General features: G+C 62.8%; 26 protein-coding genes. 8 read left to right on the top strand and 18 right to left on the bottom strand.

Annotated elements, in window-relative coordinates:
- Window positions 1-100 precede the first annotated feature (100 nt).
- Window positions 101-772 carry a DNA-3-methyladenine glycosylase I gene (locus EGJ22_RS21970; protein WP_009686033.1) on the bottom strand — a complete coding sequence of 224 codons (672 nt, stop codon included), beginning with the start codon at window positions 770-772 and terminating at the stop codon, window positions 101-103.
- A gap of 4 nt (window positions 773-776) precedes the next feature.
- Window positions 777-1,601, bottom strand: a complete 825-nt coding sequence (ttcA, locus tag EGJ22_RS21965; protein WP_009686034.1) for a tRNA 2-thiocytidine(32) synthetase TtcA — start codon at window positions 1,599-1,601, stop codon at window positions 777-779.
- Between the two features lie 259 nt (window positions 1,602-1,860).
- On the opposite strand from ttcA, the gene EGJ22_RS21960 reads away from it, so the two are divergent.
- Both EGJ22_RS21960 and EGJ22_RS21955 read left to right on the top strand, forming a co-directional pair.
- Window positions 1,861-2,460: a Yip1 family protein gene (locus EGJ22_RS21960; RefSeq protein ID WP_009686035.1), complete on the top strand. Its 600-nt coding sequence runs from the start codon at window positions 1,861-1,863 to the stop codon at window positions 2,458-2,460.
- Window positions 2,461-2,592: 132 nt separating this feature from the next.
- Window positions 2,593-3,087 (top strand): SprT family zinc-dependent metalloprotease, encoded by a 495-nt coding sequence (locus EGJ22_RS21955; protein WP_125920406.1) that lies wholly within the window; start codon window positions 2,593-2,595, stop codon window positions 3,085-3,087.
- 222 nt (window positions 3,088-3,309) lie between these two features.
- On the opposite strand, the gene fpr is transcribed toward EGJ22_RS21955, so the two are convergent.
- A complete protein-coding gene (gene fpr / locus EGJ22_RS21950; protein WP_054890398.1) occupies window positions 3,310-4,089 on the bottom strand; it encodes a ferredoxin-NADP reductase in 780 nt (259 codons plus the stop codon).
- A gap of 120 nt (window positions 4,090-4,209) precedes the next feature.
- Between fpr and finR the strand changes: the two genes are divergently transcribed.
- Window positions 4,210-5,136 carry a LysR family transcriptional regulator FinR gene (gene finR, locus EGJ22_RS21945; RefSeq protein ID WP_054890399.1) on the top strand — a complete coding sequence of 309 codons (927 nt, stop codon included), beginning with the start codon at window positions 4,210-4,212 and terminating at the stop codon, window positions 5,134-5,136.
- Here the strand turns inward: finR and EGJ22_RS21940 are convergent.
- The 3 genes from EGJ22_RS21940 to EGJ22_RS21930 form a co-directional block, all read right to left on the bottom strand.
- A complete protein-coding gene (locus EGJ22_RS21940) occupies window positions 5,133-5,498 on the bottom strand; it encodes a diacylglycerol kinase (protein WP_009686040.1) in 366 nt (121 codons plus the stop codon). The two genes, finR and EGJ22_RS21940, sit on opposite strands and share 4 nt — an antisense overlap.
- 71 nt (window positions 5,499-5,569) lie before the next feature.
- Window positions 5,570-6,220, bottom strand: a complete 651-nt coding sequence (gene erdR / locus EGJ22_RS21935) for a response regulator transcription factor ErdR (protein ID WP_009686041.1) — start codon at window positions 6,218-6,220, stop codon at window positions 5,570-5,572.
- Window positions 6,221-6,396: 176 nt separating this feature from the next.
- Window positions 6,397-7,107, bottom strand: a complete 711-nt coding sequence (locus EGJ22_RS21930) for a tRNA-uridine aminocarboxypropyltransferase (RefSeq protein WP_009686042.1) — start codon at window positions 7,105-7,107, stop codon at window positions 6,397-6,399.
- A gap of 186 nt (window positions 7,108-7,293) precedes the next feature.
- On the opposite strand from EGJ22_RS21930, the gene EGJ22_RS21920 reads away from it, so the two are divergent.
- The gene (locus EGJ22_RS21920; RefSeq protein WP_009686043.1) at window positions 7,294-7,713 is read left to right on the top strand and encodes a quorum-sensing-regulated virulence factor family protein; all 420 of its coding nucleotides are present in this window, start codon (window positions 7,294-7,296) and stop codon (window positions 7,711-7,713) included.
- A 14-nt stretch (window positions 7,714-7,727) separates the two neighbouring features.
- On the opposite strand, the gene EGJ22_RS21915 is transcribed toward EGJ22_RS21920, so the two are convergent.
- A complete protein-coding gene (locus EGJ22_RS21915) occupies window positions 7,728-7,937 on the bottom strand; it encodes a hypothetical protein (protein WP_009686044.1) in 210 nt (69 codons plus the stop codon).
- A gap of 161 nt (window positions 7,938-8,098) precedes the next feature.
- Here EGJ22_RS21915 and EGJ22_RS21910 point away from each other — a divergent pair, with 161 nt between their 5' ends.
- Complete coding sequence (locus EGJ22_RS21910; RefSeq protein ID WP_029887663.1) at window positions 8,099-9,217, top strand: LOG family protein; 1,119 nt, start codon at window positions 8,099-8,101, stop codon at window positions 9,215-9,217.
- Window positions 9,218-9,312: 95 nt separating this feature from the next.
- On the opposite strand, the gene recX is transcribed toward EGJ22_RS21910, so the two are convergent.
- From recX to EGJ22_RS21895, 3 genes are all read right to left on the bottom strand, one after another.
- Window positions 9,313-9,783 (bottom strand): recombination regulator RecX, encoded by a 471-nt coding sequence (gene recX, locus EGJ22_RS21905; RefSeq protein ID WP_009686046.1) that lies wholly within the window; start codon window positions 9,781-9,783, stop codon window positions 9,313-9,315.
- A 21-nt stretch (window positions 9,784-9,804) separates the two neighbouring features.
- Entirely contained in the window at window positions 9,805-10,872 is a 1,068-nt protein-coding gene (recA, locus tag EGJ22_RS21900; RefSeq protein ID WP_009686047.1) for a recombinase RecA, read from the bottom strand.
- Window positions 10,873-10,944: 72 nt separating this feature from the next.
- A complete protein-coding gene (locus tag EGJ22_RS21895; protein ID WP_125920405.1) occupies window positions 10,945-11,457 on the bottom strand; it encodes a CinA family protein in 513 nt (170 codons plus the stop codon).
- Between the two features lie 186 nt (window positions 11,458-11,643).
- On the opposite strand from EGJ22_RS21895, the gene mutS reads away from it, so the two are divergent.
- Together mutS and fdxA are read left to right on the top strand one after the other, a co-directional pair.
- Window positions 11,644-14,217: a DNA mismatch repair protein MutS gene (gene mutS / locus EGJ22_RS21890; RefSeq protein ID WP_110678276.1), complete on the top strand. Its 2,574-nt coding sequence runs from the start codon at window positions 11,644-11,646 to the stop codon at window positions 14,215-14,217.
- 140 nt (window positions 14,218-14,357) lie between these two features.
- Entirely contained in the window at window positions 14,358-14,681 is a 324-nt protein-coding gene (fdxA, locus tag EGJ22_RS21885; protein WP_004375459.1) for a ferredoxin FdxA, read from the top strand.
- A gap of 523 nt (window positions 14,682-15,204) precedes the next feature.
- On the opposite strand, the gene rpoS is transcribed toward fdxA, so the two are convergent.
- The 8 genes from rpoS to EGJ22_RS21845 all read right to left on the bottom strand — a co-directional run bounded on the left by rpoS (window position 15,205) and on the right by EGJ22_RS21845 (window position 22,452).
- Entirely contained in the window at window positions 15,205-16,212 is a 1,008-nt protein-coding gene (gene rpoS / locus EGJ22_RS21880) for an RNA polymerase sigma factor RpoS (protein ID WP_009686059.1), read from the bottom strand.
- Window positions 16,213-16,320: 108 nt separating this feature from the next.
- A complete protein-coding gene (locus EGJ22_RS21875; RefSeq protein WP_125920404.1) occupies window positions 16,321-17,166 on the bottom strand; it encodes a peptidoglycan DD-metalloendopeptidase family protein in 846 nt (281 codons plus the stop codon).
- A 220-nt stretch (window positions 17,167-17,386) separates the two neighbouring features.
- Entirely contained in the window at window positions 17,387-18,025 is a 639-nt protein-coding gene (locus EGJ22_RS21870) for a protein-L-isoaspartate(D-aspartate) O-methyltransferase (protein WP_009686062.1), read from the bottom strand.
- Between the two features lie 35 nt (window positions 18,026-18,060).
- Window positions 18,061-18,810 carry a 5'/3'-nucleotidase SurE gene (gene surE, locus EGJ22_RS21865; protein WP_009686063.1) on the bottom strand — a complete coding sequence of 250 codons (750 nt, stop codon included), beginning with the start codon at window positions 18,808-18,810 and terminating at the stop codon, window positions 18,061-18,063.
- Window positions 18,798-19,856, bottom strand: coding sequence for a tRNA pseudouridine(13) synthase TruD (gene truD / locus EGJ22_RS21860; RefSeq protein WP_125920403.1), 1,059 nt, complete (start codon window positions 19,854-19,856; stop codon window positions 18,798-18,800). The genes surE and truD overlap by 13 nt, the downstream gene beginning before the upstream one ends.
- Entirely contained in the window at window positions 19,853-20,326 is a 474-nt protein-coding gene (gene ispF, locus EGJ22_RS21855) for a 2-C-methyl-D-erythritol 2,4-cyclodiphosphate synthase (protein WP_110678271.1), read from the bottom strand. The genes truD and ispF overlap by 4 nt, the downstream gene beginning before the upstream one ends.
- Window positions 20,327-20,476: 150 nt before the next feature.
- On the bottom strand, window positions 20,477-21,331 hold the full coding sequence (gene fghA / locus EGJ22_RS21850; protein WP_029887672.1) for an S-formylglutathione hydrolase: 855 nt from the start codon (window positions 21,329-21,331) through the stop codon (window positions 20,477-20,479).
- 8 nt (window positions 21,332-21,339) lie between these two features.
- Complete coding sequence (locus tag EGJ22_RS21845) at window positions 21,340-22,452, bottom strand: S-(hydroxymethyl)glutathione dehydrogenase/class III alcohol dehydrogenase (RefSeq protein WP_009686067.1); 1,113 nt, start codon at window positions 22,450-22,452, stop codon at window positions 21,340-21,342.
- Between the two features lie 106 nt (window positions 22,453-22,558).
- Here EGJ22_RS21845 and EGJ22_RS21840 point away from each other — a divergent pair, with 106 nt between their 5' ends.
- Window positions 22,559-23,455 carry a LysR substrate-binding domain-containing protein gene (locus EGJ22_RS21840; protein WP_125920402.1) on the top strand — a complete coding sequence of 299 codons (897 nt, stop codon included), beginning with the start codon at window positions 22,559-22,561 and terminating at the stop codon, window positions 23,453-23,455.
- Window positions 23,456-23,551 lie beyond the last annotated feature (96 nt).

The following is a 23,551-nucleotide window of genomic DNA, read 5'->3' as shown; positions in this document are numbered from 1 at the left end:
CAGGCGCTGCATACCTTGTGGCAAACACCTGTCAGCCCTGATGCGATCCCCGTGGGAGCTGGCTTGCCGGCGATTGGACCGCACAGCGGCCCCGGCATGCTCAATGGTTGACGGTATGCGCCAGCATCACCGACAACTGGCACAGCGGCCGCCCGCTTTCGGCGTGCCACTGGTTGAACACCTGCTGCACCAGCGCCAGGTCGCGCTGGCTGGTCGGCTGCTTGTCGATCACTTTTTGGGCAATCAGCGCCGCCGCCATATCCTCGGTCGGGACAAAGGTGTCCTTGCCAACCATGCGCAAGAACCGTGGCGCCGACAAACCGCCGAGCTGGTTGCCATGCTTGGCCAGGTACTTCCACAGCCCGACAATGTCGGTCACCGGCCAGTCGGCAACGAACGCGCCAAAACTGCCATGCACCTTGGCGATGTCCAGCACCATCTGTGCATTGCGTGGCACGCTCTTGAGTTTGCCCAGGTGGCGGATGATGCGCTGATCCTGCATCAGCCGCTCCAGGTGTTCGGCGCCCATCAACACCACTTTTTCCGGGTCGAAGCCGAAAAACACCTGCTCGAAGGCTGGCCACTTGGCATCCACCAGGCTGTGCTTGAGGCCAGCGCGAAATACACGCAGGGCCAAGGTCGACAAGTAGCGGTCGTCGCTGATCTGGCGCAGTTGCGCCGGCGTGCGCGGCTGCGGCAGGAAGGCTTCCAGCGCCTGGGCAGAGCCGAAGCGGTTCAGGCAGTACTCATGCAGCCACTGATAATCGCGCATAGGCCTAGATGTTCACCACGTCCAGGAAGCGCGGCGCCGCGTTTTCGTCGATCTTCAGGCTGGTGAAGTCGAACAGGTTGCGGTCGGCCAGCTGCGACGGCGCCACGTTCTGCAATGCACGGAAAATGCTCTCGGTACGGCCCGGGTGCTTGCGCTCCCACTCCACCAGCATGTCCTTGACCACCTGGCGCTGCAGGTTTTCCTGCGAGCCGCACAGGTTGCACGGGATGATCGGGAAGGCCTTCATGTCCGAGTAGGCCTGGATATCCTTCTCGCTGCAGTAGGCCAACGGGCGGATCACCACGTTGCGGCCATCGTCGGCACGCAGCTTCGGCGGCATGCCCTTGAGCGCGCCGTTGAAGAACATGTTGAGGAAGAAGGTTTCGACGATGTCGTCGCGGTGGTGCCCCAGGGCCATCTTGGTCGCACCGATTTCGTCGGCGAAGGTGTACAGCGTGCCACGGCGCAGGCGCGAGCACAGCGAACAGGTGGTCTTGCCCTCGGGCACCAGCTCCTTGACCACCGAGTAGGTGTCCTTCTCGACGATGTGGTACTCGACCCCCAGCGCCTTCAGGTACGCCGGCAGCACGTGCTCGGGGAACCCTGGTTGCTTCTGGTCCATGTTCACCGCAACGATCTCGAAGGTGATCGGCGCCACCTTCTGCAGGTGCAACAGAACATCGAGCATGGTGTAGCTGTCCTTGCCGCCGGACAGGCAGACCATGACCTTGTCGCCATCCTCGATCATGTTGTAGTCGGTGATGGCTTCGCCGGCGAGACGACGCAGGCGTTTTTGCAGTTTGTTCTGGTTGACCGAGAGGGTGCCCATAGCGCTTGAATCCGCGAGGTGTGACAAAAGGCGGCTATTTTACGCACAAACGCGCCCGCGCTGTAGGCATTCCGACAAAGACTTCAATGTAATCACCAGGGCGGGCGACAGCGCAATTTGCTCTAAAAAGCGCGGTTTGTGCGGGTAACCGCTTCCTATACTGCGACATAAGGCCACATTACCGCTTGCTTCGGTGTTCGGCCTCGGGCCGCTTGCGCTCCATTTGGGGGCGTTTGGCAACATTGAGAGGAGTGACGGCATGATTCATCACGTTGTGGGGCTGTTTACCCATCCCGACCAGGAATGGCGGGAAATCCGTGGCGAAGAAGAATCCATCAGCCACATGTACCTGACGCACACCCTGATCCTTGCGGCGATTCCCGCAGTGTCCGCGTTCATCGGCACCACCCAGGTCGGCTGGGTGATCGGCGACCGGCCGGCCGTGATGCTGACCATGGAGAGTGCCCTGTGGATGAGCATCATGTCCTACCTGGCGATGCTGGCCGGGGTAGCGGTAATGGGCGCGTTCATCCACTGGATGGCCCGCACCTACGATGCCAACCCATCCATGGCCCAGTGCATAGCGTTCGCCACCTATACGGCCACCCCATTGTTCATCGGCGGCCTGGCGGCGCTGTACCCGCACTTGTGGCTGGGCATGCTGATCGGCACTGCGGCGGTCTGTTACACGGTGTACCTGCTGTACGTCGGCTTGCCGACCTTCATGAACATACCCGCTGACGAAGGCTTCCTGTTCTCCAGCTCGGTGCTGGCGGTGGGCCTGGTAGTGCTGGTGGCGATCATGGCCGCCACGGTGATCATCTGGGGACTGGGCGTGGGGCCGGTCTACACCAACTAGAACAGACTCGACCAACACCGGGGCATCAACCAGGGGCCGCCGCAAGGCGGCCCTTGGCTGAGCGCTGACCGGTGGCTCGGCACATGGCCCGAGGTTGCGGCATAATGATCGGGTCAGGAGAACCACCCCGCCATGCCCGAGCTGCTCAAGCAACGCGTCGAAACCTGTTACCAGCAAGCCGAAACCTTCTTCAAACGCCAGTTCCCGCGCCCGGAAATCAGCTTCAAGCTGCGCGGGCAAAAAGCCGGCGTCGCCAACCTGCACGAGAACCTGCTGCGTTTCAACCTGCAGTTGTACCGTGACAATCAGGAGGACTTTCTGCGCCAGACGGTCGCGCACGAAGTGGCGCACCTGGTGGCCCACCAATTGTTCGGTGACCGCATCCAGGCCCATGGCGAGGAATGGCAACTGATCATGCGCGGCGTGTACGAACTGCCGCCAAACCGCTGCCACAACTACGAGGTGCAACGGCGCGTGGTGACCCGTTACATCTACCGCTGCCCTTGCCCGCAGAGTGACTTCCCGTTTACCGCCCAGCGGCACAAGCTGGTACGCCAGGGCCGCCGTTACCTGTGCAAGCGTTGTCGGGAGATTCTGGTGTACAGCGGCGAGACCCGGGTTGAATAGGCCGGAACAGCCAATGGATAAATGCCTGTCAGTTAAGTAATTTGGGGCCGCTTTGCGACCCTTCGCGGGCACGCCCGCTCCTACAGGGAATCGCGCTTTTCTTGCGTTCAGCGCCAAACCTGTGGGAGCGGGCGTGCCCGCGAAGGGCTGCAAAGCAGCCCCAGTAACGCTTAACTGACAGGCATTAACCCGAGGGTCGCCTTCTTCGTACCTACCTGCGCCTTATTTCTCGACGAAGGCACGCTCGATCAGGTAGTCGCCCGGCTCGCGCATGCGCGGGGAGATCTTCAGGCCGAAGCTGTCCAGCACTTCGCTGGTCTCGTCGAGCATGCTCGGGCTACCGCAGATCATCGCACGGTCGTCCTGCGGGTTGATCGGCGGCAGGCCGATGTCGCTGAACAGCTTGCCGCTGCGCATCAGGTCGGTCAGGCGGCCCTGGTTCTCGAACGGCTCGCGAGTCACGGTCGGGTAGTAGATCAGTTTTTCGCGCACCGCCTCACCGAAGAACTCGTTCTGTGGCAGGTGCTCGGTGATGAATTCGCGGTAGGCCACTTCGTTCACGTAACGCACGCCGTGCACCAGGATCACTTTTTCGAAGCGCTCGTAGGTTTCCGGGTCCTGGATGACGCTCATGAACGGCGCCAGGCCAGTGCCGGTGCTCAGCAGGTACAGGTGCTTGCCTGGGTTCAGGTCGTCCAGTACCAGCGTGCCGGTAGGCTTCTTGCTGATGATGATCTCATCGCCTTCCTTCAGGTGCTGCAACTGCGAAGTCAGCGGGCCGTCCGGCACCTTGATGCTGAAGAACTCCAGGTGCTCTTCCCAGTTCGGCGAGGCGATGGAGTAGGCACGCATGAGCGGGCGGCCGCTTTCCTGCTGCAGGCCGATCATCACGAACTGACCGTTCTCGAAGCGCAGCCCCGGGTCGCGGGTGCACTTGAAGCTGAACAGGGTGTCGTTCCAGTGGTGCACACTGAGGACACGTTCGTGGTTCATGTTGCTCATCGATGGGGCTCCTGAAGAAAAACGCAGCGCGTGCAGCACGCACAGTTGCGCGATAGTTTAGGGGCAGCGACAATATCTGTTAACTGGATTATCAAGATATGTGTTATCGGTTATATCGATATGCGATTTACACTTCGTCAACTGCAAGTCTTCGTCGCGGTAGCCCAGCACCAGAGTGTCTCTCGCGCCGCTAGCCTGCTGGCCTTGTCGCAATCGGCCGCCAGCACCTCCATCACCGAACTGGAGCGGCAATCGAGTTGCCAACTGTTCGACCGCGCCGGCAAACGCCTGGCCCTCAACGCCCTCGGCCACCAGTTGTTGCCGCAGGCGGTCGCGCTGCTCGACCAGGCCAAGGAAATCGAAGACCTGCTCAATGGCAAGTCCGGTTTCGGCTCACTGGCGGTCGGCGCCACGCTCACCATTGGCAACTACCTGGCCACCCTGTTGATCGGCAGCTACATGCAGACCCACCCTGAGAGCCAGGTAAAGCTGCATGTCCAGAACACCGTGCATATCGTGCAGCAGGTTGCTCATTACGAAATTGATCTGGGTCTGATCGAAGGTGACTGCAACCACCCCGACCTGGAGGTCCAGCCTTGGGTGGAGGACGAACTGGTGGTGTTCTGCGCGCCCCAGCACCCGCTGGCCAAGCTGGGCCGTGCCGATATCGACAGCCTTTCGCAGGAAGCGTGGATCCTGCGCGAACAAGGCTCGGGGACGCGCCTGACCTTCGACCAGGCCATGCGCCACCACCGCGCCAACCTCAACATCCGCCTGGAACTGGAGCACACCGAGGCGATCAAGCGTGCAGTGGAATCGGGGTTGGGTATCGGCTGCATTTCACGCCTGGCCCTGCGGGACGCCTTTCGCCGTGGCAGCCTGGTACCGGTGGAAACCCCGGAGCTGGACCTGATGCGCCAGTTCTACTTCATCTGGCACAAGCAGAAGTACCAGACCTCGGCCATGCGCGAATTTCTGGAGCTCTGCCGCAACTTCACAGCGGGCTTCACCCGCAGCGACGAAATCGTGTTGCCGCCGATCGCTTAAAGCAGGATCACCCCCCACACCAGCGCCACCATGCTCAGCGCCACCAGCTGTGCGGCGCTGCCCATGTCCTTGGCGTTTTTCGACAGCGGGTGGCGCTCCAGCGAAATGCGATCGATAGCAGCCTCGATCGCAGAGTTGAACAGCTCGACAATCAACCCCAGCAGGCACACGGCGATCATGATCGCTCGCTCTGCACGGCTGACCGGCAGCCAGAACGCCACCGGGATCAGCAGCACGTTGAGCAGCACCAGTTGGCGGAATGCCGCCTCGCCCTTGAAGGCCGCGCGCAGGCCGTCCAGCGAATAGCCAGCGGCGTTGAAGATACGTTTGAGGCCGGTCTGGCCCTTGAATGGCGATGTCATGTGAGTCATTTCACAACAGAAGGCCGGCAGGCTAGACCGGCTCAGGTCAAAAAAGCGTGAAGCCGCACGCGTCAGTGGCTGGCAACTGATTCAAGTTGTTGCAACAGCAGCGCAGCCTGGGTGCGGGTGCGCACCCCCAGTTTACGGAAAATCGCCGTGACGTGGGCCTTGATGGTGGCTTCCGAGACATTCAGCTCGTAGGCAATCTGCTTGTTCAGCAGGCCTTCGCAGACCATGGTCAGTACCCGGAACTGCTGCGGCGTGAGGCTGGCCAGGCCTTCACTGGCGGCCTTGGCCTCGGCCGAAACATCGACCTTCTCGAACGCCTGCGGCGGCCACCAGACTTCGCCGTCGAGCACTTTGCGCACCGCATCCTGGATCACTTCCAGCGGGCTGGACTTGGGAATGAAGCCACTGGCGCCAAATTCACGGGATTTGACCACCACGGCGGCCTCCTCCTGCGCCGAAACCATCACCACGGGAATTTGCGGGTATTGCCCGCGCAGCAGCACCAGCCCGGAAAAACCGTAGGCACCCGGCATGTTCAGGTCGAGGAGCACGAGGTCCCAGTCGGCTTTTTCGCTCAACCGCACCTCCAGCTCGGCAATGCTCGCGACCTCGACCAGGCGAACGTCCGGGCCAAGGCCGAGGGTAACGGCCTGGCGCAGGGCGCCGCGAAACAGCGGGTGGTCATCGGCAATCAGGATTTCGTAAGTGGCCATCGATCTAAGGATCCTGTTCTGTCCCGGGCACTGGGGTAGGCAAGTGCCCGACGGGGAATCGGCGCCAAGCATGCCGAGCACGGTCAAGGGTGGTCAAGCCAACCGCCTTGCCGCCTCGCCCACCCTGGCCGCCAGCCCCGTCATTATGAACCAAAGCCGGGTGGGTGCCCCTTGGACTATAGGAAGGTATGCAAACGCTGATGGGTCTCGTCCTGCTCGTCCAGCGGCAGGCGCCGCTTGCCACTGAGGTAATGCAGGCTGAATACATCCAGGTAGGCATCCAGCGCCTGCGACGCCAGGCTATCGCCGGCCAGCTCCAGGCACATGGCTGCAACTTCTGCGGTGCAGAAGTGATCATCGCGCTTGGAGCGGCGCAGGCGGTAGCGTGACATCTGTTCGGCCTGCAGGCTCAACACCGGGAACCGGTCCAGGTAGGGGCTTTTGCGGAACATCTTGCGCGCCTCGGTCCAGGTGGCATCCAGCAGGATGAACAGCGGGCGCTTGCCCGGCTCACGCACCACCTCGCTGACCACCCGCTGCGGGGCGACGAACTCACCTGGGAAAACGATGTAAGGCTGCCAGTGCGGGTCGTCGAGCAGGGCCAGCAGGCGCTCGTCAACCGAGGTGCGCAGCCAGCCGAACGCCGAGGTATCTTCGATCAGGTCGGCAATCAGCCAGCCGGTATTGGTGGGTTTCAGTGGCTCGGTGTCGTGCATCAGCAGGCACATGCCGGCGTCGGCCTGCACGCGGGGCTTCCAGGCGCACAGGCAATGGCTGGCAATGACCCGGCAATCCGGGCAACGCTCGGCCCGCGACCCTCGGGCAATGAAAGGCTTGTTGCTGCGGGCCAGGCGCTCGGCACGCAGGCGCGCTACCGCATGGCTCATGCCGGCAGGCCTGTGGAAAGATGGGAAATGGGCACAAGGATGGCTCTGGGAAAACAAGGGCGCCAGTTTACCAGAATCCTTATAATCGGGCTCTCCCGTACCCTTGGGCTACCGCCAGCCCAGGGTTGACGGAACGCCGTCGACCCGCGCATGTCAAAGCGCCAGTCATCGAACCAGGAGATACCCATGCTGCGCCTTATCGCCCCCGCCCTGAGCCTGATGCTCGCCCTGCCCCTGGCAGCCCAGGCGGCTTCCAAACAGGACTACGACCTGAACAAGATGCTGGAAAAGGTCGCCAAAGAGAGCAGCGTCGGCACCCCACGTGCCATCAATGAAGACATCCTCGACCAGGGTTACACCGTGGAAGGCAAGGCGCTGGTCAACCACCTCAGCGTGCGCCAGAGCCACGCCGAGCGCATGCAGGCCAACCCTGCACAGGTGCGCAGCCAATTGGGCGACAGCGTGTGCCGCAACAACGGCTTCCGCAACCTGATGTCCAAGGGCGCGGTGATGGTTTACCGGTTCACCGTCTACAAAACCAACCAGCCGATCATGGACCAGGCCTTCGACAATGCCAGCTGCGTAGCGGGCAACAAGAAGAAGTAAACGCCGCGCCCAGGCTACACCTGGTTTTCCTCCCGTGCGCGCCAGTGCCCCTCGGCAGCTTCGGCGCGCATCTCGGCCAATAGCGCCTGCACGTAGCGCGACTGGCATTCCAGGCCTGCGAGCCGGCGCTGGCACTCGGCCTCCAGGCTTAGGTGATGTACCTGGGCGGCACGTTCCAATTGCTGGTAGAGCTGCAGGTCCACTTCGATGACCAAGCGATGCATACCGCCACCTCCCGCATCGATACGTTTCGCTTTACCAGTTAACCAAACCCCTGCCGCCATTGGCCACGTGCCGACGGGTGGCGCTGGCAATCCCCCCGGCACGATCGGCCGCCACGGTCTAGATTGAGGTTTAGAGGTATTGGTGCAGAAGGAGACGTTGCATGCCTTACCAATCGAACGAATCGCTGTTCAGCCACTTCCAGGACAACCATATCGACCTGAGCCACATCGACGCCCAATTGCAACTGGTTGCACCCGACAGCCCTAACCTGCCGCTGTACCGTGACATGATGCTGACCATCCTGCGCATGGCCCACGATGACAGTGACCGCTGGAGCGCCAAGATCACCCTGCAGGCCTTGCGCGAACTGGACCAGTCGTTCCGCACCCTGCAGCGCTACAAGGGCCGCCGCAAGGTGACCGTGTTCGGCTCGGCGCGTACGCCGCTGGAACACCCGATGTATGCACTGGCCCGTGAACTGGGCGCTACCCTGGCGCGCTCGGACCTGATGGTCATCACCGGCGCAGGCGGCGGCATCATGGCTGCAGCCCACGAAGGCGCCGGCAGCGCCCACAGCCTGGGCTTCAACATCACCCTGCCTTTTGAACAGCATGCCAACCCTACGGTGGACGGCACCGACAAGCTGCTGCCTTTCCACTTCTTCTTCATCCGCAAACTGTTCTTCGTCAAGGAGGCCGATGCCCTGGTGCTGTGCCCGGGCGGCTTCGGCACCCTCGATGAGGCGCTGGAAGTGCTGACCCTGATCCAGACCGGCAAAAGCCCGCTGGTCCCCGTGGTATTGCTGGATTCACCGGGCGGCAGCTTCTGGCGTGATTGCCTGGGCTTCATCAGCCGCCAACTGGAGGACAACCATTACATTCTGCCCAGCGACCTGAAGCTGGTACGCCTGGTGCACAGTGCCGAGGAGGCGGTGGAGGAAATCAACCAGTTCTACCGCAACTATCACTCCAGCCGCTGGTTGAACAGCCAGTTCGTGATCCGCATGCATCACGCCCTGAGCGAGGCGGCGCTGTCTGACATCGAGGAAGGCTTTGCTGACCTGCGCCTGAGCGGCAAGTACCACCAGCAAGCAGACAGCAGCGCCGAACATGAGTTGGGGGACTACAGCCACCTGACCCGTTTGTCGTTCGCCTTCAATGGCCGAAACCAAGGGCGCCTGCGCGAACTGGTGGACTTTATCAACCTGCCGGAGAACTGGGCCAAGCCACAGCCCATGCATACCACGCAGCGGGCCAGGGAGGCGTTGAAGGCCAGCTGATCAGGCACTAGGGGCAGCGCGCTAGAGAGTACCGGCGTTGCCGATATTCGCGGCTGAGGCCGCTGCTACGGGGATTGTTGCGAGGTCTGCGGCGGCTAGTAATCGTCGAGGTCTCGCCCGCTGAGCAAACGGCCGATCATGTCCATGGTGAAGCCCCGATAGGCGAGAAAGCGGGTTTGCTGGGCGCGGCTGCGCGGGTCCTGCGGGCGTTGCCCGGCGAACTTGCGCTGCCATACATCCCGCATGCGTTCGGCCCAATCCACGCCGCTTTCACGCAGCGCCTGCTCAATGTCAGCGCGCAGCAAACCACGCTGCCCCAGCTCTTCACGAATACGTGCGGGGCCATAGCCAGAACCGGAACGGTAACGAATGAAGCTCTCAAGGTAACGGGCTTCACTCAGCAGACCCTCTTCGGTGAGCCGGTCGAGCTCTGGCTCGATCAGCTCATCGGAGGCACCGCGCTGACGCAACTTGCGCGTCAGCTCGACGCGACCATGCTCACGTCGCGCAAGCAGGTCCATGGCTGTCCGCCGAATGGCGACGGGGGTGTCGAGTACGGCGGACATGTTCAGCTATAAACCACGCGATCAATAACCGGCTTCAGCGTCGGCCATGTCGTCGGCACCCGCTTCGACAGCGGCAGCTTTACCGGCTGCGGCTACAGCGCCAGCGTTCAGCAGCTTCTCACGGATCTGCCTCTCGATCTCGGTACCGATAGCCGGGTTTTCCGCCAGGTACTTGGCCGCGTTGGCTTTACCTTGGCCGATCTTGTTGCCCTGGTAGGCATACCAGGCACCGGACTTCTCGACCAGGCCTTGGGCAACGCCCAAGTCGATGATCTCACCGTTACGGTAGATACCCTTGCCGTAGAGAATCTGGAACTCGGCCTGACGGAACGGAGGCGAGACCTTGTTCTTGACGATCTTGACGCGGGTTTCGCTGCCGACCACCTCGTCGCCTTCCTTGACAGCGCCGGTGCGGCGGATGTCCAGACGCACAGAGGCGTAGAACTTCAGGGCGTTACCACCGGTGGTGGTTTCCGGGCTACCGAACATGACGCCGATCTTCATGCGGATCTGGTTGATGAAGATGACCAGGCAGTTGGCGTTCTTGATGTTACCGGTGATCTTGCGCAGCGCCTGGGACATCAGGCGAGCCTGCAGGCCCACGTGCATGTCGCCCATTTCGCCTTCGATCTCGGCCTTGGGTACCAGCGCGGCCACCGAGTCGACGATGATCACGTCAACTGCGTTGGAACGCACCAGCATGTCGGTGATTTCCAGGGCCTGCTCACCCGTGTCCGGCTGCGAGACCAGCAGGTCGTCGACATTGACGCCCAGCTTGCCGGCATATTCAGGGTCGAGTGCGTGCTCGGCGTCGACGAAGGCGCAGGTGGCGCCATTCTTCTGGGCTTCGGCGATGACCGACAGGGTCAGCGTGGTCTTACCCGACGATTCCGGACCGTAGATTTCGACGATACGGCCCTTTGGCAGACCACCAATGCCCAAGGCAATGTCCAGGCCCAGAGAGCCGGTAGAGATGGCCGGGATAGCCTGGCGCTCGTGGTCGCCCATGCGCATTACCGCGCCTTTACCAAATTGACGTTCGATCTGACCCAGGGCCGCAGCCAAGGCGCGCTTCTTGTTGTCGTCCATTGAAATCCTCACGTGTTCGACGGGCCCTGACGGCCGCAATACCTGTATAAGTAGCCAGTATTATTCCACAGGCTAGCGCTGGCGCAAACCCCTGTCTTCGATTTCCTCGCCAGCAAGCTGTAACAAGCCGTCTAACGCGGCGCTCACCGTCTGTCGGCGCACCGCCTCACGGTCGCCGTCGAACTGCCGCCGCTGGCTGATCACCCGACTGCCGTCGCCCCAGGCCAGCCACACGGTACCCACGGGTTTGGCCGGCGAGCCGCCATCCGGCCCCGCCACCCCGCTTACCGCCACGGCAAAGCGCGCGCCGCTGGCCGCCTGGGCGCCGCGGACCATGGCCTCGACCACCTCCTGGCTGACCGCCCCCACCTGCCCGAACAGCGCCTCGGGCACCCCCAGCTGGCGGGTTTTCTGGGCATTGGAGTACGTCACGTAACCGGCCTCGAACCAGGCGGAGCTACCGGGGATGCGTGTGATGGCTTGTGCAATGCCACCGCCCGTGCAGGACTCGGCGGTGGTCACTTGGGCATCCAAACAGCGCAGATGTTCACCCAAACGGGCGGCAAGCAGGGTGATCGGGTCCATGTCGGGCTCCTCCAGGGCGGCCCTCTACCCTACCACCCTGCCGGCATCCTGGCTCAGTAAACCTGCAGCACCGCAGCGGCCTGCAGCGGCTGCCGGCCAGTGTTCCGTGCGTGCCTGCATCTCGCGAAAAAAGCCTGTACCATTGCCGGTTTACCGCCAACCAGATCACCCGCTGTAAGGCCCTGAATGTCTGATCTCTCCGCACACACCCCGATGATGCAACAGTACTGGAAGCTGAAGAATCAGCACCCGGACCAGTTGATGTTCTACCGCATGGGCGACTTCTACGAGATCTTCTACGAAGATGCGAAAAAAGCCGCCAAACTGCTGGACATCACGCTGACCGCGCGCGGCCAGTCGGCCGGCCAGTCCATCCCCATGTGCGGGATTCCGTTCCATTCGCTGGAAGGTTACCTGGCCAAGCTGGTCAAACTGGGCGAATCGGTGGTGATCTGCGAGCAGATCGGCGACCCGGCGACCAGCAAGGGCCCGGTCGAGCGCCAGGTGGTGCGCATCATCACCCCCGGCACGGTCAGCGATGAAGCCCTGCTCGACGAACGCCGCGACAACCTGATTGCCGCGCTGCTCGGTGACGAGCGCCTGTTCGGCCTGGCCGTGCTGGACATCACCAGCGGTAACTTCAGCGTGCAGGAGATCAAGGGCTGGGAAAACCTGCTGGCCGAACTCGAGCGCCTGAACCCGGTCGAGCTGCTGATCCCCGACGACTGGCCACGCGACCTGCCCGCCGAGAAGCGCCCGGGGGCGCGGCGCCGTGCACCGTGGGACTTCGACCGCGACTCAGCGCGCAAGGCCTTGTGCCAGCAGTTCGCAACCAAGGACCTGAAAGGCTTCGGCTGCGACAAGCTGACCCTGGCCATCGGTGCCGCTGGCTGCCTGCTGACCTACGCCAAGGAAACCCAGCGCACGGCGCTGCCGCACCTGCGCAGCCTGCGCCATGAGCGCCTGGACGATACGGTCATCCTCGATGGCGCCAGCCGGCGCAACCTGGAACTGGACATCAACCTGGCCGGCGGGCGCGACAATACCCTGCAATCGGTGGTCGACCGCTGCCAGACGGCCATGGCCAGCCGCCTGCTGAGCCGCTGGCTGAACCGCCCGCTGCGCGACCTCAAGGTGCTCCAGGCACGCCAGGACTCGATTCGCTGCCTGCTCGACGGCTACCGTTTCGAAAAGCTGCAGCCACAGCTGAAAGAAATTGGCGACATCGAGCGCATCCTGGCGCGTATCGGGCTGCGTAATGCTCGCCCGCGTGACCTGGCCCGGCTGCGCGACGCCCTGGGCGCGCTGCCCGAGCTGCAGAACGCCATGACCGAGCTCGAAGCACCGCACCTGGCCCGCCTGGCTGCGATCACCGGGACCTACCCCGAGCTGGCCAGCCTGCTGGAACGGGCGATCATCGACAACCCGCCGGCGGTCATCCGCGATGGGGGCGTGCTCAAGGCCGGTTACGACAACGAACTGGACGACCTGCTGGCCATCAGCGAAAACGCCGGGCAGTTCCTGATCGACCTCGAAGCCCGCGAAAAGGCGCGCACCGGCCTGGCCAACCTGAAGGTCGGCTACAACCGGGTGCACGGCTACTTCATCGAGCTGCCGACCAAGCAGGCCGAACAGGCCCCCGGCGACTACATTCGTCGCCAGACCCTCAAAGGTGCCGAACGCTTCATCACGCCGGAGCTGAAGGCCTTCGAGGACAAGGCATTGTCGGCCAAGAGCCGCGCCCTGGCCCGCGAGAAGATGCTCTACGACGCCCTGCTGGAAACCCTGATCAGCCACCTGGCGCCGCTGCAGGATAGCGCTGCCGCCCTGGCCGAACTGGACGTACTCAGCAACCTGGCCGAGCGCGCGCTGAACCTCGACCTGAACTGCCCACGCTTTGTCGACGAGCCCTGCCTGCGGATCGAGCAAGGCCGTCACCCGGTCGTCGAGCAGGTGCTGACCACGCCGTTCGTGGCCAACGACCTGGGTCTGGACAACAACACGCGCATGCTGATCATCACCGGCCCGAACATGGGCGGTAAGTCCACCTACATGCGCCAGACCGCCCTGATCGTGCTGCTGGCCCACATCGGTAGTTTCGTACCGGCTGCCAGCTGCGAGCTGTCGCTGGTCGACCGCATCTTCACCCGTATCGGCTCCAGTGACGACCTGGCCGGCGGGCGCTCGACATTCATGGTCGAGATGAGCGAAACCGCCAACATCCTGCACAATGCCACTGACCGCAGCCTGGTGCTGATGGACGAAGTGGGCCGGGGCACCAGCACCTTCGACGGCCTGTCGCTGGCCTGGGCCGCCGCCGAGCGGCTGGCCGAACTGCGCGCTTACACGCTGTTCGCCACCCACTATTTCGAGCTCACCGTGCTGCCGGAAAGCGAGCCACTGGTGGCCAACGTGCACCTGAACGCCACCGAGCACAACGAACGCATCGTGTTCCTGCACCACGTACTGCCTGGGCCTGCCAGCCAGAGCTACGGCCTGGCGGTGGCACAACTGGCGGGCGTGCCGGCCGTGGTGATCCAACGTGCCCGCGAACACCTTGGCCGGCTGGAAACCAGCAGCTTGCCCCATGAGCAGCCCGTGGCCCAAAAGGCCAAGGACGCGCCGCAGGTGCCGCACCAGAGCGACCTGTTCGCCAGCCTGCCACACCCGGCCATCGAAAAGCTGGGCAAACTGCAGCTGGACGACATGACCCCGCGTCAAGCTATCGAAATGCTATATCAACTAAAGAACCTGTTATAACGGCGCCCATTACAAGCTGGTAGAATCCGCCGCGGTTTGCTGGTGCTGCAGGTTATTAGCCTGGCCTGCAGCCACATGCCCGTAAACCGCGCGGCCCCGAGAGGAAGGGCCGCCGCCGTCGCCTGAGGAGAGAATTAAAAATGACCTTCGTTGTCACCGACAACTGCATCAAATGCAAATACACCGACTGCGTGGAAGTCTGTCCGGTGGACTGCTTCTACGAAGGCCCGAACTTCCTGGTTATCCACCCGGACGAGTGCATTGACTGCGCCCTGTGCGAGCCGGAGTGCCCAGCGCAAGCGATTTTCTCGGAAGACGAAGTGCCCGCGGGCATGGAGAACTTCATCGAGCTGAACGCCGAGTTGGCGGAAATCTGGCCGAACATTACCGAGCGTAAGGATGCCCTGCCAGACGCCGAAGAGTGGGATGGCAAGACTGGCAAGATTGCCGACCTGGAGCGCTGATAGCGCTGAAATGCCAAAAGGCCCTGCGGGGCCTTTTTTTGTGCCGGCAAAAACTGCGGACAAAAAAAAGGGGCGGTTTGACCCGCCCACATTTTTTTCCGTAGTCCCTGCTTGTCCCAAACATCATCCTGATGAAATCGCGTCTTGCGATGTCCTTGGCCTTCATCCTGAAAGCCTGTGCATGTCCCTGTGCACAGTTCGAATACTAGCGGGTTCAGCAGCGCGGGCAAGCGCCGGAGTTTGCCGGATATTGCCGGGGAAACATTTACTCACCTGAAGATAAACCTTGTTTTTCAACAGGTTATGAAAAACCAGCATCTGAAAACGACATTGATTTACTGCCGCTCGCTAGAATGGCTTACAGCACGAGTAAGCAAAGGCTTACAGCAGGTGTTAGCAGGGTAGCGCAATACATATTTGACAGGTTTCTTGCCGGGCAGTTCTGAGGCAGCTTTCGCTGTGCTTCAGCTCACAAACAAAAACGCCCCGAGGTTATCGGGGCGTTCGTGAGCGACTGGTTTGGCTACTGGAACAAAGACTCGCTGGACAAGCCGTTCTTCTCCAGGATCTCGCGCAGGCGCTTCAGGCCCTCTACCTGAATCTGTCGCACCCGTTCGCGGGTCAGGCCAATCTCCAGCCCAACATCCTCCAGGGTGCTGCTTTCGTGCCCGCGCAGCCCGAAGCGGCGTACCACCACTTCACGCTGCTTGTCGGTCAACTCGCCCAGCCACTGGTCGATACTCTGCGACAGGTCGTCGTCCTGCAGCAGTTCGCAGGGGTCGGTGGGACGGTCGTCGGTCAAGGTATCGAGCAGGGTCTTGTCCGAATCCGGGCCGAGCGAAACGTCTACCGACGACACCCGCTCGTTCAGGCCGAGCATACGCTTGACCTCGGCAACGGGCTTTTCCAGCAAGGTGGCGATTTCTTCCGGCGAGGGTTCGTGGTCCAGCTTCTGCGTCAACTCGCGCGCAGCGCGCAGGTAGACGTTGAGCTCCTTGACCACGTGGATCGGCAGGCGGATGGTGCGGGTCTGGTTCATGATCGCCCGTTCGATGGTCTGGCGAATCCACCAGGTCGCATAGGTCGAAAAACGGAAACCGCGCTCCGGGTCGAACTTCTCCACCGCACGGATCAGGCCCAGGTTGCCTTCCTCGATCAGGTCGAGCAACGACAGGCCACGGTTGACGTAACGACGGGCAATTTTCACAACCAGGCGAAGGTTGCTTTCGATCATGCGCTTGCGGCCGGCAGGATCACCTTTTTGCGACAGACGCGCAAAATGGACTTCTTCTTCCGGCGACAGCAGTGGCGAGAAACCGATCTCGTTGAGGTACAGCTGGGTGGCGTCTAGCGCCCGGGTGTAATCGATATACTTGTGTTGCTTGAGCGAAGAGCCCGATTTGGCCCTCGTCCGAACCGAAGATACAGCAGGTTCGTCTGACACCACATCCGTTTCCAAAACGATGCCCGTCTCCATCAGGAGGACGTCATCGTCGATGTCAAACTCCGGCACTTCTTTACTGAGAGCCATTGTTATAGTCCTTTGCTGAGTTCGAACTCAGACTCGAGCGGCACCTTTATCCCTGGCAGCGCTTGAGCCTGTCCCCTCTACATCACAGGAACAGGCCGGGTACAACGGTCAACGACGTGGCAGGAACTGGAGCGGATCGACGGGTTTGCCCTGGCGGCGAATCTCGAAATGCAGCTTCACCCGATCAGTGCCCGTGGACCCCATTTCAGCAATCGACTGCCCTGCCTTGACCTGCTGCCCCTCCCGAACCAACAGCCTGCGGTTGTGACCGTAGGCACTGACGTAGGTATCGCTGTGCTTGATGATGATCAGCTCGCCGTAGCCCCTTAATCCACTCCCGGCGTAAACCACTGCACCATCAGACGCAGCAAAAACAGGCTGTCCCAAATCACCGGCGATATCAATGCCTTTATTCAAACTACCGTTTGAAGCAAATTTTCCAATCAGCACCCCATTGGCGGGCCAGGTCCACCCCCCCACCGCGCGCTCTGCGGCAGGCACAGTGGCGACCACCGGCGCGCTAACGGTGCCAGCCGGGGTAGCGGGTTTGCTGGAACTGGCGGGCGCTGTGACAGGCCGCCGCGTGACCGTGGTGCGGCTTGAAGAGGACGGGCCGGACACCACTGTGGTGCTGCTGCCGGCGCCGCTGCTGAAACGAATCGCCTGGCCCGGGCGGATGGTGTAAGGCGGCGCGATACCATTACGGGCCGCCAGCTCCTTGTAATCCCAGCCATAACGGAAGGCGATGGAGAACAGGGTATCGCCAGGCTTGACGACGTATTGCCCGGAGGTCACCGCCGGGCGCTTGGGCGCACTGCTGTTGCGGTCGACCACGCGCGCGCTGTTGCTGCCGGTGCTCGAGCAACCCACCAGTAGCGTGCCCATGGCCAATGCAATCACCAGAAGCTTGAAGCCCGAACCGTCCTTGCGCTGCCGAATGACTGTGTGACCCACCCGCGCTCCCCTCATGGTGCCGAAAAACGATATGAAGACAAGAAATGCAATATTGTTGCAATTATAACCAAGCGAGCCGGGATTGGCAGGCCGCCGCCAGGCTGTTGCGCGGCGTTACTGCAAGCGATGCGTTTACGCCACGCCCCGCCTGATAGACAGGGCGGCGCCGCGAGAATTCGCCGCCCACGTAAAAATACCCCCGGCCGCGCACCGGTGCTGCTCAGGCCAGCGGCCCGTTCAGCAACGGGACAAAACGCACCGCACCGAGTACGCGACGCGAGAAGCCATGCTCTTCGCGGACGATCAGCATCAATTGCTGCGCTTCGCCCGCAGGCCCTACCGGTATGACCAGCCGGCCACCGGGTGCCAGTTGGTCAAGCAGCGCCTGGGGCACTTCCGGTGCCACGGCGGTGACGATGATGCCGTTGTACGGTGCCAGCGCCGGCCAACCCTCACAACCGTCGCCCCAGCGGAACACCACGTTGCGCAGGTTCAACTCCAGCAGGCGTTCCTTGGCACGGTCCTGCAGCACCTTGATGCGCTCCACCGAGAATACCCGCTCGACCAACTGCGCCAGCACCGCCGTCTGGTAGCCGGACCCGGTGCCGATCTCCAGCACCTTGTCCAGCGGCCCGGCTTCCAGCAGCAACTCGCTCATGTGGGCAACCATGAATGGCTGCGAGATGGTCTGGTTGTGGCCGATTGGCAGTGCGGTGTCTTCGTAGGCGCGGTGCGCCAGCGCTTCGTCGACGAACAGGTGGCGCGGGGTGCGGCGGATCACGTCGAGCACCTGGGTGTTCGAGACGCCCTCTTCACACAGGCGCTGGATCAGCCGCTCCCGGGTCCGTTGGGAGGTCATGCCGATGCCCCGCCGCAGCATATCGTCCTCGCGCATCAGAGCAGGCCCTCCAGCCAACCATCGAGCTGCTCGAAGGCATCACTGAAGGTGCGGTCGAGTTGCAGCGGGGTGATCGACACGTAACCCTGCATCACCGCATGGAAGTCGGTGCCCGGGCCGCCGTCCTCGGCATCGCCGGCAACGGCGATCCAGTAGCCTTCCTTGCCGCGCGGGTTGACCACCTTCGTTGGCGCGGCAGCCCGCGCGCGGTGCCCCAGGCGGGTCAGCTGGATGCCGCGGATGTGCGCCAACGGCAGGTTGGGAATGTTGACGTTGAGCACGGTACGCGGGGGCAGTGCCAGGCGCGACTGCGCCTCGACCAGGCGCCGGGCGATATGCGCCGCGGTCGGCAGGTTGTCGGGCTGGCGCGAGAGCAGCGAGAACGCCAGCGACGTCCCCCCGAGGAAGCGCCCCTCCAGCGCCGCGGCGACCGTACCCGAATACAGTACGTCGTCCCCCAGGTTGGCCCCCAGGTTGATCCCCGACACCACCATGTCCGGCGTGTACGGCAACAGCCCGTTGAGCCCCAGGTGCACGCAGTCGGTCGGCGTACCGTTGAGGCTGATGAAGCCGTTGGCCAAGGTCTGCGGGTGCAGGGGCCGGTCCAGCGTCAGCGAACTGCTGGCGCCGCTCTTGTCTTGCTCCGGGGCAATTACCGCGCACTCGGCGTAATCCGCCAGCGCAGCGTGCAGCGCGGCGATCCCGGGTGCGGTAACACCGTCGTCGTTCGAAATCAGAATACGCATGGGCTGTCCGTCTGCCCTGCCGACACCAGATCCACGACTTCACGCACCACCACGGTGGCGAAGCATCCGGCCGGCAGGACGAATTCCAGTTGCAGGATATCAGGCTCGGGATAATGCCACGTAAGGCCGCCAATAGGGAGCCGCAGAATACGCCGTTCGTGATCCATGCCCGCCAGGGCCAGCCACTGGCACAGCGCCGGTTGCTGGTCGCCTACGGCATTTTCCAGCTGCGCGGGCGCGGCGGCGGCGGGCGAACCGCCCGCGCCCCACATCGGGCCAGTCGGGTGCAGGTCGAGAATGGCCAGGCGCGGGTCGGTACATTCCGCTTCACCTGCAGGGAAAAAACTGCGGCTGTCGGTGAACGCCAGCAGATCGCCGACCTGGGCCCGGTTCCAGCTGCTGTCGGCGACACGCGCCGCCAGCACCTGGTTGAACAGGTAGCTGCGCCCGGCCGACAGCAGCCGTGAGCGCGTGTTGCGTTGCTCGGGCAAGGCCTTGCGCGCCGCCCACTCCAGGGCGTCATGGACATTGCCACCGCCGTGACCGAAGCGTTGGCTGCCGAAATAGTTGGGCACGCCTTGTTGCTTGAGCAGTTGCAGCCGCGCATCCAGCGCCTGGTGATCGGCGTTCAGCGCGGTCAGGCGCAAGGTGAAGCCGTTGGCCGAATGCGCACCACGCTGCAGCTTGCGCTGGTGGCGCACCTGCTTGAGCACGCGCAGGGTGGCATCTTCGGCGCGTGACAGGTCCGGGTCGGCCTTGCCTGGCAGGTGCAGGCTGAACCACTGGCGGGTCAGCGCCTGGCGGTCCTTCAGCCCGGCATAGCTGATGCTGCGCACCGGCACGCCTGCGGCGCGGGCCAGGCGGCGGGCGGCTTCTTCGGTATTGAGGTCACGCTTTTCGACCCACAACCACAGGTGCTCGCCCTGGCCCGACAACGGGATATCCAATACCTCGTCGACCTGGAAATCCTCGGCCACTGCCTTGAGCACAGCGGTGCCCAATACCTCGCCCGATGCACGCGGGCCCAGCAGTTGCAGTTCCGTCATGCTGGCAGCAGCAGGGCAACCGAATGCACGGCAATGCCCTCCTCGCGGCCGCAGAAACCGAGTTTTTCGGTGGTGGTGGCCTTGACGTTGACCTGGTCGAGTTCGACTTGCAGATCTTCGGCGATCAACTGCCGCATGGTGTCGATGTGCGGGGCCATTTTCGGCGCCTGGGCGACGATGGTGGCGTCGACGTTGCCGACCTTCCAGCCCTTGGCGTGGACGATGCCTACCACGTGCCGCAACAGCACGCGGCTGTCGGCACCCTTGAACTGGGGGTCGGTGTCGGGGAAGTGCTTGCCGATGTCACCCAGCGCTGCAGCGCCAAGCAAGGCATCGCTCAGGGCGTGCAGCAGCACGTCGCCGTCGGAATGGGCCAGCAGGCCGAATGTGTGCGGGATACGCACCCCGCCCAAGGTAATGAAATCACCGTCGCAGAAACGATGCACATCGTAGCCGTGGCCAATACGCATAAGAAAACGCCCTGAATGAGTCAGGGCGTGATTCTACCTGCTTTGGCTGCCATTGGGGCTGGAGGTGATCGCCTCAAGATTTTTAGCGCCTATGCGATCAAGCCCCGCGCTGGCGGCGCTCGATCTCACAGACACCGAAAATGCAAAGCCCTACACCCGCCCCAGCGCCACCGCATGGTGGCGCAGGTGCTCTTCGATGAAGCTGGCAATGAAGTAGTAGCTGTGGTCATAGCCTGGCTGCAGGCGCAGGGTCAGCTCGTGGCCACCTTTGCGTGCTGCCTGCTCCAGCGCTTCAGGCTTGAGCTGCTTTTCGAGGAAGTCGTCACGGTCGCCCTGGTCCACCAGCAACGGTGGGCACTCGCCAGCGGCCGTCTCGGCCAGCAGTACGCTGGCATCCCACTCACGCCAGCGCGCGCGGTCGTCACCCAGGTAGCGGCTGAAGGCTTTCTCGCCCCACGGGCAATCCATGGGGTTGCTGATCGGCGAAAACGCCGACACCGAGCGATAACGCCCCGGGTTGCGCAAAGCGCACACCAGCGCACCGTGCCCACCCATGGAATGGCCGCTGATGCTGCGCTCGGCCGAGGCCGGGAAATGCGCCTCGATCAACGCCGGCAGCTCCTCTACCACATAGTCATGCATGCGGTAGTGCTTGGCCCAAGGCTGCTGGGTGGCATTGAGGTAGAAGCCGGCCCCAAGGCCAAAGTCCCAGGCGCCGTCCGGGTCGCCAGGCACCTGCTCGCCACGCGGGCTGGTATCCGGCGCAACGATGATCAACCCCAGTTCGGCAGCCAGGCGCTGGGCGCCGGCCTTCTGCATGAAGTTTTCGTCGGTACAGGTCAGGCCGCTCAGCCAGTACAGCACCGGCAGCTTGGCACCCTGCTCGGCCTGTGGCGGCAGGTACACGGCGAACACCATGTCGCAACCCAGCACGCTGGAATGGTGCCGGTAGCGCTTGTGCCAGCCGCCGAAGCTTTTCTGGCAAGAGATGTTATCCAGGCTCATGGCGCACCTCAGAAGTGGATGACGCTGCGAATGCTCTTGCCTTCATGCATCAGGTCGAAGGCCTTGTTGATGTCTTCCAGGCCCATGGTGTGGGTGATGAACGTATCCAGCGGAATCTCGCCTTTCTCGGACATTTCCACGTAGCTCGGCAACTCGCTGCGGCCACGCACGCCACCGAACGCAGAGCCACGCCAGACCCGGCCGGTCACCAGCTGGAACGGCCGGGTGGCGATTTCCTGGCCGGCACCGGCCACGCCGATGATGACCGACTCGCCCCACCCTTTGTGGCAGCATTCCAGGGCAGCACGCATCAGTTGCACGTTACCGATACATTCGAAGGAGAAGTCCACGCCACCGTCGGTCAGGTCGACAATCACTTCCTGGATCGGGCGGTCGTAGTCTTTCGGGTTGATGCAGTCGGTGGCGCCCAGTTGACGGGCGATCTCGAACTTGGCCGGGTTGATGTCGATGGCGATGATGCGCGAGGCCTTGGCCTTCACCGCACCGATCACTGCCGACAGGCCGATGCCGCCGAGGCCGAAGATGGCCACGGTGTCACCCGGCTTGACCTTGGCGGTGTTGAGCACGGCACCGATACCGGTAGTCACGCCGCAGCCCAGCAGGCAGACCTTTTCCAGAGGGGCTTCTTTCTGGATCTTGGCCACCGAGATTTCCGGCAACACCGTGTACTCGGAGAAGGTCGAGGTGCCCATGTAGTGGAACAGTTGCTGGCCTTTGTAGGAGAAGCGCGTGGTGCCGTCCGGCATCAGGCCCTTGCCTTGGGTAGCACGGATCGCCTGGCACAGGTTGGTCTTGCCCGACAGGCAGAACTTGCACTTGCCGCATTCCGGGGTGTACAGCGGGATCACGTGGTCGCCCACGGCCAGCGAGGTCACGCCCTCGCCTACGGCTTCGACGATCGCACCGCCTTCATGGCCAAGAATGGATGGGAAGATGCCCTCCGGGTCGGCACCCGACAGGGTGTAGGCGTCGGTGTGGCAGACACCGCTGGCGACCACGCGCAGCAGCACTTCACCGGCCTTGGGCATGGCCACGTCGACTTCGACGATTTCCAGGGGTTTCTTGGCTTCGAAGGCTACAGCAGCACGGGACTTGATCATCGAGTGTCTCCAGACAGGGTGTCAGTTCAGACCACCAGTGTAATTCACTGACTTTTGATGAATAATCCAGGCAAAGACAAAACATTATTGCTGTGCAGGGATAATCATGAGCAACCGCTGGGAAGGCATCGATGAATTCGTGGCTGTCGCCGAATCGGGGCAGTTCACGGCCGCCGCCGAGCGCCTGGGGGTTTCGTCGTCACACATCAGCCGGCAGATCGCCCGGCTGGAAGAACGCTTGCAGACCCGCCTGCTGTACCGCAGTACCCGCCGCGTGACCTTGAGTGAAGCCGGGCAAACCTTTCTGCAGCATTGCCAGCGCCTGCAGGATGGCCGTGAAGAAGCCTTGCGCGCCATGGGTGACCTGGCCAGCGAGCCCAAGGGCCTGCTGCGCATGACCTGCGCGGTGGCCTATGGCGAGCGCTTCATCGTGCCTTTGGTCACACGCTTCATGGCGTTGTACCCTCAGTTGCGCGTGGATGTGGAGTTGAACAACCACACCCTTGACCTGCTGCATGAAGGCATGGACCTGGCCATCCGCCTGGGCAGGCTGGCCGATTCGCGACTGGTGGCGACCCGCCTGGCGCCGCGGCGCATGTACCTGTGCGCATCGCCAGCCTATCTGGAGCGCTATGGCCGGCCGCACAGCCTGTCGGAACTGGCGCGGCACAATTGCCTGATCGGCAGCTCGGATGCGTGGGCACTGCAGCAGGACGGCCGCGAGATCAGCCAGCGGATGCAGGGCAACTGGCGTTGCAACAGTGGTCAGGCGGTTCTGGATGCAGCCTTGCAAGGCATGGGCCTGTGCCAGTTGCCGGACTATTACGTACTGGAGCACCTGCACAGCGGCGCACTGGTGTCGTTGCTGGAGGGGCACCAACCGCCCAATACCGCGGTTTGGGCGCTGTACCCGCAACAGCGGCACCTGTCGCCGAAGGTGCGGCGGTTGGTGGACTATCTAAAGGAAGGGTTGGCGGGGTTACCGGAGTATCGCGGGGCCTGATTGCAAAGGGGTCCGCTGCGCGGCCCAATCGCCGGCAAGCCAGCTCCCACAGGGATCGCCTTAGGGCTGACAGGTGTTTGCCACAAGGTATGGCAG

The sequence above is a fragment of the Pseudomonas sp. p99-361 genome, from assembly GCF_003935475.1.
Taxonomy (GTDB): domain Bacteria; phylum Pseudomonadota; class Gammaproteobacteria; order Pseudomonadales; family Pseudomonadaceae; genus Aquipseudomonas; species Aquipseudomonas juntendi.
Note: the sequence above shows the minus strand (reverse complement) of the source record. Positions and strands in the feature narration are given on the sequence as shown.